Genomic DNA, 14,633 nt, shown 5'->3' on the forward strand with positions numbered 1-14,633 from the left:
CATGACCGTCGTCGGCCCGCTCGTGAAGCCGCGCCCGCCCCGGTTCTGGGTGGTCGTCCTGGCCGCCGTCTTCGCCCTGCTCCAGCTCGCGAACGTCACCGGCCGCGACACCCCCGACACCAAGAACTACCTCTCGTACGCCCTGAGTCTGCGCGGCGCGAACAAGCACGAGGCGGCCGCGGCCACCATCGACTACGCCTGCGCCGGCCGGGCGTCCATCGCGCGCCGCAACCAGAGCGTCAACGTCGTCCACTTCCGCGAGCCGAGCCCCGCCCGGCGGGTCGTCGAGGAGTGCCGGCGCGACCAGTGGGGGTGGGTGTCGAAGCGGCTGAGCGCCGGGCAGACGGCGGGCCACACCGTGCCGTTCATACCGCCGCGCTTCATGCGGATCTTCGAGGCGCGCCCCGGCTACCCGGTCTTCCTGGTCCCCTTCATCACCGCCCTCGGCGTGAAGTGGGGCCTGTGGACGTCGAGTGTCCTCATCACGGTCGCCGGGGGCGTACTCGCCTTCCTGGTGCTGCGCACCCTGCGCGCCCCCACCGTCGCGGCCCTGACCGGACAGGCCCTCTTCTACGTCCTGCCGTGCGGCACGACCGCAATACGGCCCATGACCGAGGGCCTGCTGCTGACCCTGACACTGGCCGCGCTGTGGGGCTGCGCACTCGCCCTTCAGGGCCGGACGCGGGCCGCGACCGCGCTGGTCGGCGGGGCCCTGGCCGCGCTCTTCGCCGTCAAGCACTCGCAGGCGCTGTTCCTCGGGCTGTGCCTGGCGGGCGCCTGCGCGGTGCTGGGCGTCCGGCGCGGCGGGCTACGGCAACCGCTGCGCAGGCTCGCACGGCCGTTGCGGGAGGTGGGGGTGGTGGCGGCCTGCGGGGTCGCCGTCACCCTGCTCGCGGCGAAGGTGCTGGGCTACCCGTCCGAGTCGGAGTCCCTCCAGGACCTGCTCACAGCCCACTTCTCCCGGCCCGACCGCAGCCGTCCGTGGTCGGATTTCCTCAACCTCGAGGTCAACTTCTGGGTGGAGTGGCTGCGTCGCGAGCTCTGGCAGCCGTTCTTCCCGACGGCCCTGCTGGCCGGGGCCTGGGGCGCGCTGCGGCAGCGTCCGGACTTCGGGGTGTTCCTGGTCGCGGGAGCGCTCACCGGCGTCCTCAACCAGGCCGGACACCCCGACATCAACATCTACGGCGACCGGCTGATCGTGCTGGCGTGGGTGCTGCCGGTGGTGGGACTTCCGCTGCTGCTGGAACAGGTCGTACGGCCGCGGGTGCGGGGTCTCGACACGGTGCCGGGCCCGCTGCGGACGGACGCGGGGCCGAACACCGCAATGGACGCCGGGACGGGCGCCGGGCTGGACGCCGGAGTCGCTCGATGAGGTGAAGTTCGGCAAAGCCCTTGGCTTCCGTGGGCATATACGACAAATGACCCGAACAGCTCAGACCGAGGTCGACCTCCCCGTCCGGCGGACCGCCCGTGGCGCGACCGCGCTGCGCGGCGGCACCCCCTGGCGTCCTACGCCCTATCAGGTCTTCGGCGGACTGTTCTGGCTGGTGCTGTGCCTCGCCTCCTGGCGGGTGCCGATGTGCTGCGACTTCGGCCAGCACGCGGCGGTCGTCGAGCGCCTCAAGGCGAACCTCCTGCATCCGGCCCATCCGACGGCGGACCTGCCGGGCGAGGGCAGCCCCTTCTACTCGCCGTACACCGTGGCCCAGGGCGCCTTCGCCCGGCTGACGGGCCTCGCGGGCTGGGAGGTGGTCCGGCTCTCGGCGCCGCTGAACCTGCTGGTGCTGCTGACGGGGGTCGGCCGCTTCGTGCGCGTCCTGGCGCCCCGCCGCCCCTGGGCACCGGTGTGCGCGCTGCTCGCGATGGTGCTGCTGTGGGGCACCGAGCGGGCCTGGTCGAGCGGCTACCTCGGGCTGATGTCGATGACGGGCAACCTCGGCTATCCGTCGACGTTCGCCATCGGGCTCACCTTCTGGGCCTGGGCGCTCACGGGCACGCTCGCGGGAGGGATCGGCGGCCCGGTCCGGTACGTCGGCCCGAGCGGGCTGCGGGGCCTGTCCGGGTACAAGGGGCTCGGCGTCCTCTACGGCCTGATCCTGCTCGTCCATCCGATCACCGCGTCGGCGGCGGCGCTCGGGGCGGTGGCGTTCGTGGCCGGGTGGCAGCGGGGATGGCGGGCGGCCGTGGCGGCCCGGTGGGCGATCACAGGGGCGGCGGCGCTGATGGTCGCCCACCTCTGGCCGTACTTCGACGTCCTCACGCTGCCCGGGGACCACAGCACGGACGCGATGCACCGGCGGCTGTACGAGGGGGTGCCCGGGCACTTCTGGCTGGCGCTGATCGGGGTACCGGCACTGTGGCTGCGCGCGCGGCGCTCCTGGCGGGACCCACTGGTGTTGATGTTCGCGCTGGACTGCCTGGCGGTGGCGTACGGCTGGGTCAGCGGGCACTACACCTACGGCAGGATCCTGGGACTCGCGCTCGTGGCGCCGCAGTTCGCGCTCGCGATCGAGCTGGCGGCGGCGCGGCCGTGGCCGGTGTGGCGGCGGGCGCTGGGGGCGGTGGCGGCCGTCGGCGCCTGCGTCGGCTTCCTCACGGTGCAGGCCGGTGCCGTCGTACCGCGTTCACTCGATCCGGTGAGTTTCGACCAGCCGCCGCGCTGGCCCTCGTACGACTGGGCGGCGCGGCACATCAAGCCCGGCGAGGTGGTGATCGCCGACGGGTACTACGCCGCCCGCCTGATCCCGGGCTACGGCCCGAACCTGGCGGCGCCCGTGTGGCCGGACGCGGGACTGGACGAACGGGAGCGGGTGCGGCGGCTCGCGGCGGTCCGGGGGTACCTCGACCCCGCGTCGACGCGGGCGCGGCGCTCCGCGGTGGTGCGGCGGTATCACGTGCGATGGCTGTTGCTGACGCGGTGGAGTCGGGTGCCGGAGGAGGCGACGGTGGTGGATTGGAGCCGGCGTACGGGCGAGGTCCTCGCGAGGGTCGCTCCGCGGAGTGGGCAGGAAAGCCGCGGGTGATGCGCAGGGTGCGGGTCGTCCGTGGCCGGTCGAGCCCACGCGGCAAAGCCGCACATGTCACAGCCCCGCGCCCCTGACGGGGCGCTGGTACTGAGCGGCGTCACCACCTCTGGACCACTCGCTCCCGAACTACTCGATGACGAGCTCGACCGGGATGTTGCCGCGGGTGGCGTTGGAGTAGGGGCAGACCTGGTGGGCCTGCTCGACCAGCTTGCGGCCGGTGGCCTCGTCCACGGAGTCGGGAAGCTCGACGCGAAGCGTGACGGCCAGGCCGAAGCCCTCGCCCTGCTTGCCGATGCCGACCTCGCCGGTCACCGCGGCCTCGCTGACGTCGACCTTCGCGGCGCGGCCGACGAGGCCGAGGGCGCTGGCGAAACAGGCGGCGTAGCCGGCGGCGAACAGCTGCTCGGGGTTGGTGCCCTGGCCACTGCCGCCCATCTCCACCGGGATGGCCAGCTGGAGGTCGAGCTTGCCGTCGGAGCTGACGGCGCGGCCCTCGCGGCCGTGGGTGGCGGTGGCGACAGCGGTGTAGAGCGCGTCCATGGAGACCATCCCTCTCAAGTCAAGGTCTTGCCGGGGCGGCCGGTCCGACCGCCTCACGGCCTCAATTAGAGCACGCAATTCAATTGCGCACAACATAATGGCGGGCAAGAGCTATCCTGGAGCCATGACCGCCATGCCGACCCCGAGCACCCAGGCCCCGTCCGACGGGGACTACCTCCGTCTCGACCAGCAGATCTGCTTCTCCCTGAACGCCGCCTCGCGCGCCTTCGGGGGCGTGTACCGGGTGATCCTCAAGGACCTCGGGCTCACCTACCCCCAGTACCTGGTGATGCTGGTGCTGTGGGAGCACGGCGAGCTGCCCGTGAAGAAGGTCGGCGAGCATCTGCGGCTCGACTCCGGGACGCTGTCCCCGCTGCTCAAGCGGCTGGAGACGGCCGGTCTGGTGCGGCGGGAGCGCAGTGCGGTGGACGAGCGCTCCGTGCACGTCCATCTCACGGACGAGGGCACGGCCCTGCGCGAGCGTGCGCTGCGCGTGCCGCGCCGGATCGCCGCGGCGACGGGCGCGAACCTCGAGGAGATCCGGGAGCTGCAGGCGCGGCTCGACCGGCTCACGGCGGCGCTGGACGCGGCGGCGCTCGACCCCGCGGCCCTGGACGCGGCCGGCGCGGACGTTCCCTAGGGTCCGATCCGCCGGACAGGCCCTAGCGGTGGCGCACGTACAGGCGAAGGGTGACACCCCTGCGGACGATCTGCTCGCGCAGGGTGAATTCCCTGGCGAGTACGGCACGTTTGGTCTCCTCGGTCGCGACCGAGGTGTCCGGATGCCAGTTCGGCCGGAACACGAACGGTTCACAGACCAGCCACACCCGGTCGAGCCGCTCGAGCCGGCTGCGCAGTTCGCGCGGGCCCACTTCCGTCCCGTACAGCGTCCCGGACGCTATGGCGGACGTCTTCAGGGCGACGTCGCGCACCCCGCGGAAGCCCGCCGGATAGGCCAGCGCCGAGCGACGTGTGAGCGACGGCAGGTACAACACCGGATCGCCGGGCCGTAGTTCGCGACCGGCGGCGGCGGAGACGGCGGCGAGGTTGTCGGGACGGTGTGCGGGGTCGCGGTCCTTGCGGAGCAGGGGGAACTGGACGGCGAGGACGAGGGAGATGGCGAGGACACCGGCGAGGGCGACGAGGCGGGGAGCCGCGGCGCTCGGCAGCCGGGACACCCACCCGGTCAGCCGCTCCGCCCCCGCCGCGGCCAGCAGCGGTGCCCCCGCCAGCGCGTAGAGCACATACCGCTCGTCGTACAGCGGCCGGAAGCGGGAGACCGCGATCAGGACCGCCGGCGGGACCAGCAGCAGCGGCAGGGCGACCGACACTAGGTTCATCTCGCCGCGCCGCGGGAACGGGCGCCACAGGGCGAGTGCGATCAGGAACACGTAGGGCACGAACACCAGTTGGGCCTGGCTGAGGAACGCGTGCATCAGGTGGTCCACGCTCTTGCGGTTCGGCACCGCCAGCCATGCCACCTGCGCCGACTGCCGGTGGGAGACGAGCGCGAGCGGCGCCAGGACGAGCAACGTGGCCCCCGCCGCGACGCCCCATCGCCACCACACCCGCCACGGCATCCGCGTCAGCGCCAGGGTCGTCCCGTGCGCAAGCAGGAGGAGTACGGCGAACTCGTGCAGCAGGCAGGTGACGGCGACGGTCACGCCGTACGCCCACCAGCCCCTGCCCCCGCGCAGGGCCCGCAAGAGGAGCAGCGTCGCCGCCGTCGCCCCGGCCGCGACCAGGGCGTAGGAGCGGCCCTCCTGGGCGAAGTGCCCGGTCAGGGGGGTGACCGCGTACAGCAGTCCCGCCCAGAGGCCGACGCGGGGGTTGCACAGACGGATCCCGAGGGCGGCGACGAGACCCGCGGTCGCGGCGGCGCCGACGACCGAGGGCAGGCGCAGGGCGACCTCGCCGGGGGCGGGGGCGAGGACGAGATGCATGAAGAGGTAGTACAGGCCGTGCACCGCGTCGACGTGGTGCAACAGATGCCAGATCTGCGGAACCGAGCGCCGCGCGACCTGGTAGGTGGCCGCCTCGTCGCGCCACATGCCCCCGCGGTCGAGCCTCCAGAGCCCGAGCGTGAGCATGACGAGCACGGGCAGCACCACGGCGACGACCCGCGCCACGCGCCCGGCCGAGACCTCCGAGTCCTCCGGAGCCTCCTGGCGGCCGGCTCCGGACCGTTTCATTAACACGCTTACCCCCATGTCCCATTTCTTACTATTAACTAACCTTCGTTAACCTTTGATGACGTATCAGTTCTCGTGAGGCATCCGAGCGCTTACGATCCGAGCTTGATGAGCGCTTACCTGAGCCCCCGAGGCCGATCCCGCCTGCTCCCCCTCGCCGCCGCCTGGATGGCGACCCGCGCCCTGATGCTGTGGCTGCTCGCGCACGACGACCTCTCCGTGCTGGGCGGCGGCGGGGTCTCCCGCGAGGTGAGTCACCTCTATTTCCGCTGGTACGAGACCCTGTCGCACGGCGCCTATCCGGCGGGCGACCGGCTGTGGCAGTACCCGCCGGGCGCGGGCCCCGTACTGCTCTCGCCCGGGCTGCTGCCGGGCCTGACGTACCCGCACGCCTTCGTGGCCCTGACGCTGGTCGCGGACGCCGTGATCGTGCTGGCCCTGGCACGCGCGGGCAGCAGACCCGGCCACAGCCTGCGCGGCGCGGCACTGTGGACGCTGTGCCTGCCGTTGCTGCTGCACATCCCGCTCGCCCGCTACGACGTACAGGTCACGGCGTTCGCCGTCGTCTCCCTGCTGGCACTGAAGCGCTCCCCGCGCGCGGGCGGCGCGTTCGCCGCGCTCGGCGCCCTGGTGAAGGTCTGGCCCGCGCTCGTCCTCATCGGCACGCCCCGGGGCCGTACGACCCGGGAGGCCTGGACGTCGGCGGCGCTCACGGCGGTCACCCTGCTCGCCGTCCTCGCGACGGCCTTCAGCGACCCCTTCGACTTCCTGCGCCAGCAGGGCGGCCGGGGCGTGCAGATCGAGTCGCTCGGCGGCACGGTGCTCGGCTTCGCGCGCCACGCGGGCTGGCGGGGCAGCGTGCGCTACCAGTACGGCGCGATGGAGTTCGTGGGCCCCTACGTCCAGACCGTCGCGACCCTCTCGCTCGCCCTGACGGCCGTCTCCTTCGCGCTCCTGGTGCTGTGGCGGGTGCGCGCACGGCACTGGACGGCGGCGACCCCGTACGACGCCGCGCTCGCCGCCGTGCTGATGTTCACGGTGACCAGCCGGGTGATCAGCCCCCAGTACATGGTGTGGCTGCTCGGTCTGGCCGCCGTGTGCCTGACCTCGCGGCACACCACACAGCGCCCGGTGGCGGCGCTCGTCGTCGCGGCGACGGCGGTCAGCTCCATCGCCTACCCTGCCCTGTACGGGGAGGTCATCGACAGCACCTGGACGGGCTGTTTGCTCATGCTCATCCGCAACGGTCTGCTGGCGGCCGCGGCGGTGCTGTCCTTCACCCGGCTCTGGCACTCCGGACTTCCCGTGCTCGTGGTGGATCGGCCGAAAAACGACGCGCAGAATCGGAACCCCCACCGGATTCCTGTCGTCTTCCGGACCGGCCATTAAGTACCTCTTAACGGAAAATTACTGTCAAGCCCTACGATTTCGGCCCGTGGATCCTATGAAACCTCAGCACTCGCAGGTCTGTGTCGTCGTCATCGGTTACAACGACGCCGACCACGTGACGGACGCGGTGCGTTCGGCACTCGCTCAGGGCCCAGCCGTCCGGGAGGTGCTCGCCGTCGACGACCGCTCGACCGACGGCAGCGCCGACCTCCTCGACCGCCTCGCCGCCGATGAGCCGCGCGTGAAGGTCATACGTCGCTCGGAGAACAGCGGCGGCTGCGGGAGCCCCCGCAACGACGGGATCGACGCGGCGAGCGCCCCGTACGTGATGTTCCTGGACAGCGACGACGTGCTGCCGCCGGGCGCCGTGGACGCGCTGCTCGAAGCGGCGCGGGAACAGCGCACGGAGGTCGCGGCGGGTCTGTGCGTACGCCGCGAACTGCCCTCGGGCCGCGAGGTCCCCTGGGAGCGCGACCTGTACGCGAAGCCCGCGCTGATCCCCCACCCGACGCAGCGGCCCCGTCTGGTCCACGACACGCTGTGCGTCAACAAGCTCTACCGAACCGACTTCCTTCGTGAACACGCGATCCGCTTCCCCGAGGGCCGTCACCCCTACGAGGACTTCGTGTTCACCGCGCGCGTGCTGGCCGCCGGGCCGCGCATCGCGCTGATCCCCGACACGGTGTACGTGTGGCATGTGCGGCGCGACGCCCAGCAGTTGTCGATCTCGCTGGACCGCGCGGACATCGAGAACTGGCGCTCCCGCACCGAGGCGCACCACACGGCCTACGAGATCCTGCTCGGCGCCGGTGAGAAGCAGCTCGCCCGGGCCGCCAACGCCAAGTTCCTAGACCATGAACTGCGCATGTACGCCCGCGAGTTGGAGCTGCGCGACGCCGACTACCGGCGGGCCTGGTGGGAGCTCACGCGCACGTACCTGTCGACGTTCGACGCAAGCGACTTCACCGTCAACCCGACCGCCCCCGGCCGACTGATCGCCCGTGTCGTGCTCGCCTCCGAAGAGCCCCGCGACCTGCCGCGCCTCAAGGAACTCGCCGCCCGCCCGGCCCGGTTGCGCCCGCCGTACGCCCGCGCCGCCGACGGCACGCCCGTCTGGTCGGACGACCTCCCCCAGGTCACGCTGGACCACTACCTGCAACGCCCCGCGCATGTGCTGCCCGCCGCGGTCGACGCGGAACTGCGTCCCCATGCGCGTGCGGCACGGCTGCGGCTGCGCCTGCACGACCTGTACGGACGGCTCGCGGAGGCCGGTCCGGCCTCGGCGGACGTGGAGTTCACGCACCGGGACGAGGGCCGGATCGGGCTGAGCCTGCCGGTCGAGCTGACACCGGACGCGGACCGGGACACCTGGTCGGGCGAGCTGCCGGTGGACCTGTCGGCGCTGGGCTCGGGCACCTGGGACCTGCGGCTGCGGGTCCACTACCGTGACGGTTCGAGCCGGGACGTCACCGCGCACGCGGTCGGCGGCGGGGGCCTGCTGCGCCGCCGCGCGGTCCCGAACCTGCGGTACGGCGTCCTGCTGGTGCAGCCGTACCGCACCCACGCGGGGGCGCTGGCACTGCGTCTGGCGCCCGGACTGCGCGGGATGACCGACGTGGTACGCCGTCGGCTCAAGCGCCTGCTTCACTGACGTCACACCGACACATCGATCTCACACCGACCTCACACCGATCACACTCCCGAGGGGACGACCGTTCATGACCTGGCTGATCACCGGCGGCGCCGGCTACATCGGGGCGCACGTGGTGCGCGCGATGCGGGACGCGGGCGAGCAGGCCGTGGTCTACGACGACCTGTCCACGGGCATCGCCGAGCGGGTCCCCGCCGACGTACCGCTGGTGGTCGGCTCGACGCTGGACGCCGAACTGCTGACCCGCACGATCGAGGAGCACGCGATCACCGGCGTGGTCCACCTCGCGGCGAAGAAGCAGGTCGGTGAGTCCGTCGACCTCCCGCTGCACTACTACCGCGAGAACGTCGAGGGCCTGCGGGTTCTCCTGGAGGCGGTGACGGCGACGTCCGTCGGCTCCTTCGTGTTCTCCTCCTCCGCCGCGGTCTACGGCATGCCGGACGTCAACCTGGTGACGGAGGAGACCCCCTGCGCACCCATGAGTCCGTACGGCGAGACGAAGCTGGCGGGCGAGTGGCTGGTCCGTGCCACGGGCCGTGCCACGGGCCTGTCCACGGCGTCGCTGCGCTACTTCAACGTCGCGGGGGCGGCGACCCCCGAACTCGCCGACGTCGGTGTCTTCAACCTCGTCCCCATGGTCTTCGAGAAGCTCACGGAGGACGCGCCGCCGCGCATCTTCGGTGACGACTACCCGACGCCCGACGGGACGTGTGTTCGGGACTACATCCATGTGGTGGATCTGGCGGAGGCCCACGTGGCCGCGGCCCGCGCCCTCGAGGCCTCGCCCGGGCGGGACCTGACCCTCAACATCGGCCGCGGGGAAGGCGTTTCCGTCCGCGAGATGATCGACAAGATCAACGCGATCACCGGCTACGACCGTCCCGCGGTGACCACACCGCGCCGCCCCGGCGACCCGGCGCGCGTCGTCGCCTCCGCCGACCGCATCGCGGTGGAACTGGGCTGGAAGGCGAAGTGCGACGTCCAGGACATGATCACGTCGGCATGGGCGGGGTGGGTACGGCTGCACCCCGGCGCGGCGCGCTCGTAGCGCCTGTCGCCCAGGCCTTGTCGGTCTAGGTCCTGTCCGGCGGGCCGGACCTAGACGGAGACGGCCTGCGGGGTCCGGCTCTGGCTCTGGCTCTGGCTCTGCTCGGATTCCAGCCGGGGAAAGGTGACGCCGGTCAGTTCCTCGGAGGCCGCCCACAGACGGACCGCGGACACCGGGTCGCTGGCCGCGGCCGAGCGCCCAACCAGTGCCGGCGCGCCGCGCATCTCGCCGAACCCGTCGGGTCCCACATAGCCGGCGCCGGGCAGGTCCTGCGTCGCGGCGTACAGCGTGGGCAGGGCGCCGGCCTTGTTGTCCTGGGCGATGAACCGGTTGCCCACCGCCATCAGCGTGCGCCGCAGCACGCTGGCGTCCCGGCTCTGGAGGCCGGTGGCGGCCCAGCCGGGGTGCGCGGCGAGGGCCCGTACGGACGAACCCGCGGCGGCCAGCCGGCTCTGGAGCTCCAGGGTGAACAGCAGATTGGCGAGCTTGGACTGGCTGTAGGCGGCGACGGGCGAGTACTCGCCGGTCAGGTTCAGGTTCTCGAAGTGGATGCGGCTGCCGGGCATCTTGTGCGCCCCCGAGGACACGGTGACCACCCGGTCGGTGAGATGCGGCAGCAGCAGGTTCGTCAGGGCGAAGTGCCCCAGGTGGTTGGTCCCGAACTGCATCTCGAAGCCGTCCTTCGTGCCGGCCTCGGGGATGTTCATGACGCCCGCGTTGTTGATCAGCAGATCGAGTTCGCCCCGCCAGGACGCGGCGAACTCGCGCACGGACGCGAGGTCCGCGAGGTCCAGTCGGCGCACCTCGACGCTTCCGTTGACGGTGCGGGCGGCGGCCTCGCCGCGCTCAGGGTCCCGTACGGCGAGGACGACATGGGCGCCGGCCCGGGCGAGGGCGTCGACGGTGGCGATGCCGAGCCCGCTGTTGGCGCCGGTGACCACGGCCGTACGGCCGCGCTGGTCACCGATGTCGCTCGCGTTCCACTTGCTGTTCTGGTCAGCCGAGTGCTTGGTAGCCATGCCCTGAATGTAGACGCCGACAACAATGATGTCAACGACAACAATGATGACGATGCCAACAAAGCTGACAGCGCCAACAATGTAGTCGCCGGTTACATACCGGATAGACTGTCGGGCATGCAGACCCGCCCTCGCCGCTACCACCATGGAGACCTGCGCGCGGCATTGCTGACCCGCGCCGAGGAGACCCTCGCGGAGAAGGGCCCCGGCGCCCTGTCCCTGCGCGAACTGGCCCGCGACCTGGGCGTCAGCCACGCGGCCCCGAGCCGGCACTTCAAGGACAAGCAGGCCCTGCTGGACGCGCTGGCCCTGGCCGGCTTCGAACGGCTCCTGGCCACCCTGACCGCGTCGCAGGACACCGCGGGCGAGTCCTTCGCCGACCGGCTCGGCGCCCTGGCCCGCACCTACGTGGGCTTCGCCACCGCCAACGCGGAACTCCTCGACCTCATGTTCGCCGTCAAGCACGACCCGGAGGCGTCCGAGGCCCTGGTCAAGGCCTCCCAGAGCATGGGGGGCCTGGCCGCGGAACTCATCACGGAGGCCCAGCGCCGGGGCGAGGTCCGCGAAGGATCCCTGGAAGCCATCGCCATCCCGATCTTCAGCACCCTCAACGGCTTCGCGCGGCTCGCGGTCAGCGTCACCTTGCCCAGCGCGACCCTGGACAGGGACCTGGAACACGTCATCGCCCACACCCTCCGCGGCTGCGCCCCGGACTCCCCCGCACCGCGCTGACCCGATGCCCCGCCCTCAAGAGCGCGCCGTCGGCACCGTTCTCGGCTCCGCCGTGGGAGACGCCCTCGGCGCGCCCTTCGAGTTCGGGCCCGAGGGAGCGTTCTCGGCCCGCTTCCCCACCGCCGGGCAGGGCGGGGAAATGTGCGGAGGGGGCGGCTGGGACCCGGGCGAGGCGACCGACGACACCCAGATGGCGGTGCTCGTCGGCGAGTCCCTGACGGACCACGACGCCCTCGAACTCCCCGACATCTTCGGCAGATTCCGGCGCTGGGCCGCCGCCGACCCCAAGGACATCGGCCTGCAGACCGAGGCCGTGCTCACCGGCAAAGACCCCTGGGACCTCGCCGCGGCCCTGCACTTCCAGGTCAGCCAACGGGCGGCCGGGAACGGGGCGTTGATGCGGGCGGCCACGTCCGCCGTGTACTTCGCGCGGCAGGGGCGGGACGCCACCATGGAGGCCGGCCGCCGCATCGCCGCGCTCACCCACGGCGACCGCGCGGCGTGGGAAGGCACCGCGATCTTCCACGAGTTGATCCGGGTCGCGCTCGACGGCGGCGATCCGGTCACCGCCGTACCGGACGTCCTGGAGGCCGTGCATCCCGACCATCGGGCTCGGTACGCCGTCGTTCTCGCCGACGCCTGGCACCCCGATCAGGCCACGGAGGTCAACGGGGCGGTGTGGCCCTGCCTCGGGTCCGCCGTGTGGGCGGTGCGGAGCACGGGCTCGTACGAGGACGCCGTGCGGGCCGCCGTCGATCTCGGCGGCGACACGGACACCGTCGCCGCCGTCACGGGTGGGCTGGCCGGTGCCGTCTACGGGGTGGGCGGGATTCCGGGGCCGTGGGTGGCTGCGCTGCACGTGCCGTTGCCGGGGTTCGGCGGGCGGGTGCTGAGGGCGGCCGAACTCGTCGGACTGGCCCGGCGGCTGGCGGGGTGAGTGCCGGCCGCCGGGAGCCGACGCGTACCCGGTGTGTACCGGGTGCGGCTTACGAGTCCCTGTTGAGGTACGCCAGCACCGCGAGCACCCGGCGGTGGCCGCTGTCGCTCGGCGGCAGGCCCAGCTTCAGGAAGACGTTGCCGATGTGCTTGCTGACGGCGCGTTCCGTGACGACCAGCGTCTTGGCGATGGTCGTGTTGTCGCGGCCTTCGGCCATCAGCTTCAGGACCTCGCGCTCGCGGGGCGTGAGCGTGTCGAGCGGGTCGTCACGGCGCCGGGTGAGGAGCTCGGTGACGACCTCGGGGTCAAGAGCCGTACCGCCCGCCGCGACCCGGTCGAGCGCGTCGAGGAACTCGTCCACCCGGCCCACCCGGTCCTTGAGCAGATAGCCGACCCCGCTCGCACCACCGCCGAGCAGCTCGGCGGCGTACGACTCCTCGACGTACTGGGAGAGCACGAGCACCGGCAGGCCGGGGATCTCCTTGCGTGCCTCCAAGGCCGCGCGCAGGCCCTCGTCGCGGAAGCCCGGCGGCATCCGGACGTCGAGTACGGCGACGTCCGGCCGGTGCTCGAGGAGGGCGGGCAGCACCTCGGGGCCGCTGCCCGCGACGGCCACGACCTCGTGCCCGGCGGAGGTCAGCAGCAGCACCATCCCCTCCCGCAGGAGGGCGTTGTCCTCGGCGATCACCACACGCACGGCGGCCTCGTCTCCACTGTCCCGGTCACCACACGCACGGCAGCTCCACCTCGATCACGGTCGGCCCCCCGACGGGGCTGGTCATCAGCAGGGTCCCGTCGAGCGCGGCCACGCGTCGCTGCATACCGAGCAGCCCGGAGCCACCCCCTTCTCCCCCAGAGCCGAAAGCCTGGGAGGTGCCCCCGGCTCCGCCCTGTCCCTCGTCGGCGACCCGGACGCTCAGCCCGCCCCGGTTGCGCACCAGCCGCACCTCGGCGCGCTCGGATCCGCTGTGCTTGGCCGCGTTCGTCAGCGACTCGGCGACCACGAAGTACGCCGCCGCCTCGACCGCCGCCGGGGCCCGGGACCCGCTCTGCGCCCCGTCCTCCAGACCGTCCACGACGACGGTGACGTCCAGCCCGCTGCTCGCGGCGAGCGCCCGTACGGCGCCGGCGAGTCCCCGGTCGGTGAGGATCGGCGGGTGGATGCCGCGGACGACGTGGCGCAGCTCGGTCAGCGCCTCCTCGGCCTGGCTCTGCGCGTCCTCGAGAAGTTTGAGCGCGGTCTCCGGGTCGCGTTCGTAGGCCCGTTTGGCGATACCGATGCGCATCGACAGGGAGACCAGCCGGGCCTGTGTGCCGTCGTGCAGGTCGCGCTCGATGCGGCGCAGTTCGGCGCCGTGCGCGGCGATCGCACCGGCCCGGGTCTGGGTCAGCTCCTCGATCCGGACGGCGAGCAGCGCCTCCGGGGAGGGCTTGAGCAGGGCGGTGGACCAGGCGGCGTCGAGGTCCGCGAGCCGGCCGATCAGCGGCAGGACGAGCGGGGACCGGCCGAGCAGCCCCTGTCGTACGCCGTCGACGGGCAGGCCCAGCAGCCACAGCGGGGCGGTGAGCAGTCCGAGGAAGCCGTAGACGTAGTGGCAGATCATCCAGCGGAAGTCGCCGAGCGTGCCGGGGCCGCGGACCGCCGTGCGCAGTCGTTGCCGCAGCGGGCCCTCGATGGGTTGGTAGGCCTCGGGGATCACCTTGCCCGTCCACTGGGCCACCAGGTTCCGCTTGGCCCCGGCGATCCGCCGGATCAGCAGCACCGTCTCGGGCAGCAGCCCGGCGCCGACGACCGCGAGCGTCAGCGTGGCCGTGATCAGCAGCACGGTGATGAAGATGATCGTGCCGAAGGCCAGCGCGGCGGACATGACAAGGCCGGCCGTGGCCCGCGCCGCCTGCCGCACCGTCTCTCGCATGGCCACAGGTTAGGCGAACGGCAGCCCCGGTGGGCGAACAGGTGACCTGGTGAGGTGTAGCCCACTGCACCAGGGGTTCGGGAGGGCGCTCCCTCGTGGTGGCGACCAGGCGACGGCAGAGTTGATCTCAACGGGAAACACCCCGTTGACCTCGGAAAACAGGCCGCCCCAGGCCCCGCTGGA

13 protein-coding genes are annotated in these 14,633 nt (G+C 72.2%); 8 read left to right on the top strand and 5 right to left on the bottom strand.

The genetic code is table 11. From position 1 onward, the window contains the following. Nucleotide 1: 1 nt before the first annotated feature. Nucleotides 2–1,372: a hypothetical protein gene (locus tag KVT44_RS10130; RefSeq protein ID WP_254649209.1), complete on the top strand. Its 1,371-nt coding sequence runs from the start codon at nt 2–4 to the stop codon at nt 1,370–1,372. Between the two features lie 46 nt (nt 1,373–1,418). Next, the gene (locus KVT44_RS10135) at nt 1,419–3,023 is read left to right on the top strand and encodes a hypothetical protein (RefSeq protein WP_190173481.1); all 1,605 of its coding nucleotides are present in this window, start codon (nt 1,419–1,421) and stop codon (nt 3,021–3,023) included. A 129-nt stretch (nt 3,024–3,152) separates the two neighbouring features. Here KVT44_RS10135 and KVT44_RS10140 read toward each other — a convergent pair whose 3' ends face one another. After that, nucleotides 3,153–3,566, bottom strand: a complete 414-nt coding sequence (locus tag KVT44_RS10140; protein WP_054229732.1) for an organic hydroperoxide resistance protein — start codon at nt 3,564–3,566, stop codon at nt 3,153–3,155. A gap of 124 nt (nt 3,567–3,690) precedes the next feature. Between KVT44_RS10140 and KVT44_RS10145 the strand changes: the two genes are divergently transcribed. Then, entirely contained in the window at nt 3,691–4,206 is a 516-nt protein-coding gene (locus KVT44_RS10145) for a MarR family winged helix-turn-helix transcriptional regulator (RefSeq protein ID WP_302832036.1), read from the top strand. Between the two features lie 22 nt (nt 4,207–4,228). Here KVT44_RS10145 and KVT44_RS10150 read toward each other — a convergent pair whose 3' ends face one another. Further along, entirely contained in the window at nt 4,229–5,758 is a 1,530-nt protein-coding gene (locus KVT44_RS10150) for a glycosyltransferase family 39 protein (RefSeq protein WP_254649211.1), read from the bottom strand. Nucleotides 5,759–5,866: 108 nt separating this feature from the next. On the opposite strand from KVT44_RS10150, the gene KVT44_RS10155 reads away from it, so the two are divergent. The 3 genes from KVT44_RS10155 to galE all read left to right on the top strand — a co-directional run bounded on the left by KVT44_RS10155 (nt 5,867) and on the right by galE (nt 9,846). After that, nucleotides 5,867–7,147 (top strand): glycosyltransferase 87 family protein, encoded by a 1,281-nt coding sequence (locus KVT44_RS10155; RefSeq protein WP_217566746.1) that lies wholly within the window; start codon nt 5,867–5,869, stop codon nt 7,145–7,147. A gap of 55 nt (nt 7,148–7,202) precedes the next feature. Further along, nucleotides 7,203–8,798: a glycosyltransferase family 2 protein gene (locus tag KVT44_RS10160; protein ID WP_190173528.1), complete on the top strand. Its 1,596-nt coding sequence runs from the start codon at nt 7,203–7,205 to the stop codon at nt 8,796–8,798. Nucleotides 8,799–8,865: 67 nt separating this feature from the next. Beyond that, nucleotides 8,866–9,846: a UDP-glucose 4-epimerase GalE gene (gene galE, locus KVT44_RS10165; protein ID WP_217566747.1), complete on the top strand. Its 981-nt coding sequence runs from the start codon at nt 8,866–8,868 to the stop codon at nt 9,844–9,846. Between the two features lie 50 nt (nt 9,847–9,896). Here galE and KVT44_RS10170 read toward each other — a convergent pair whose 3' ends face one another. Continuing rightward, nucleotides 9,897–10,865, bottom strand: coding sequence for an oxidoreductase (locus KVT44_RS10170; RefSeq protein ID WP_217566748.1), 969 nt, complete (start codon nt 10,863–10,865; stop codon nt 9,897–9,899). A gap of 117 nt (nt 10,866–10,982) precedes the next feature. Here KVT44_RS10170 and KVT44_RS10175 point away from each other — a divergent pair, with 117 nt between their 5' ends. After that, nucleotides 10,983–11,597: a TetR/AcrR family transcriptional regulator gene (locus KVT44_RS10175; RefSeq protein WP_099922358.1), complete on the top strand. Its 615-nt coding sequence runs from the start codon at nt 10,983–10,985 to the stop codon at nt 11,595–11,597. A 4-nt stretch (nt 11,598–11,601) separates the two neighbouring features. Beyond that, nucleotides 11,602–12,534: an ADP-ribosylglycohydrolase family protein gene (locus KVT44_RS10180; protein ID WP_217566749.1), complete on the top strand. Its 933-nt coding sequence runs from the start codon at nt 11,602–11,604 to the stop codon at nt 12,532–12,534. A gap of 49 nt (nt 12,535–12,583) precedes the next feature. Here the strand turns inward: KVT44_RS10180 and KVT44_RS10185 are convergent, their stop codons facing one another. Together KVT44_RS10185 and KVT44_RS10190 are read right to left on the bottom strand one after the other, a co-directional pair. Continuing rightward, nucleotides 12,584–13,231 (bottom strand): response regulator transcription factor, encoded by a 648-nt coding sequence (locus KVT44_RS10185; RefSeq protein WP_217566750.1) that lies wholly within the window; start codon nt 13,229–13,231, stop codon nt 12,584–12,586. A gap of 25 nt (nt 13,232–13,256) precedes the next feature. Further along, the gene (locus KVT44_RS10190) at nt 13,257–14,450 is read right to left on the bottom strand and encodes a histidine kinase (protein WP_217566751.1); all 1,194 of its coding nucleotides are present in this window, start codon (nt 14,448–14,450) and stop codon (nt 13,257–13,259) included. Between the last annotated feature and the right edge of the window lie 183 nt (nt 14,451–14,633).

The sequence above is a fragment of the Streptomyces sp. GbtcB7 genome (genome assembly GCF_019091445.1).
GTDB classification, from domain to species: Bacteria; Actinomycetota; Actinomycetes; order Streptomycetales; family Streptomycetaceae; genus Streptomyces; species Streptomyces mirabilis.

What these genes read in the sequence shown, in the direction of transcription:
- KVT44_RS10155 (WP_217566746.1), top strand. Translation starts at nt 5,867, where the DNA reads ATGAGCGCTTACCTGAGCCCCCGAGGCCGATCCCGCCTGCTCCCCCTC.
- KVT44_RS10140 (WP_054229732.1), bottom strand. Translation starts at nt 3,566, where the DNA reads ATGGACGCGCTCTACACCGCTGTCGCCACCGCCACCCACGGCCGCGAG.
- KVT44_RS10170 (WP_217566748.1), bottom strand. Translation starts at nt 10,865, where the DNA reads ATGGCTACCAAGCACTCGGCTGACCAGAACAGCAAGTGGAACGCGAGC.
- KVT44_RS10175 (WP_099922358.1), top strand. Translation starts at nt 10,983, where the DNA reads ATGCAGACCCGCCCTCGCCGCTACCACCATGGAGACCTGCGCGCGGCA.
- KVT44_RS10135 (WP_190173481.1), top strand. Translation starts at nt 1,419, where the DNA reads ATGACCCGAACAGCTCAGACCGAGGTCGACCTCCCCGTCCGGCGGACC.
- KVT44_RS10145 (WP_302832036.1), top strand. Translation starts at nt 3,691, where the DNA reads ATGACCGCCATGCCGACCCCGAGCACCCAGGCCCCGTCCGACGGGGAC.
- KVT44_RS10160 (WP_190173528.1), top strand. Translation starts at nt 7,203, where the DNA reads ATGAAACCTCAGCACTCGCAGGTCTGTGTCGTCGTCATCGGTTACAAC.
- galE (WP_217566747.1), top strand. Translation starts at nt 8,866, where the DNA reads ATGACCTGGCTGATCACCGGCGGCGCCGGCTACATCGGGGCGCACGTG.
- KVT44_RS10180 (WP_217566749.1), top strand. Translation starts at nt 11,602, where the DNA reads ATGCCCCGCCCTCAAGAGCGCGCCGTCGGCACCGTTCTCGGCTCCGCC.
- KVT44_RS10150 (WP_254649211.1), bottom strand. Translation starts at nt 5,758, where the DNA reads ATGAAACGGTCCGGAGCCGGCCGCCAGGAGGCTCCGGAGGACTCGGAG.
- KVT44_RS10130 (WP_254649209.1), top strand. Translation starts at nt 2, where the DNA reads ATGACCGTCGTCGGCCCGCTCGTGAAGCCGCGCCCGCCCCGGTTCTGG.
- KVT44_RS10190 (WP_217566751.1), bottom strand. Translation starts at nt 14,450, where the DNA reads ATGCGAGAGACGGTGCGGCAGGCGGCGCGGGCCACGGCCGGCCTTGTC.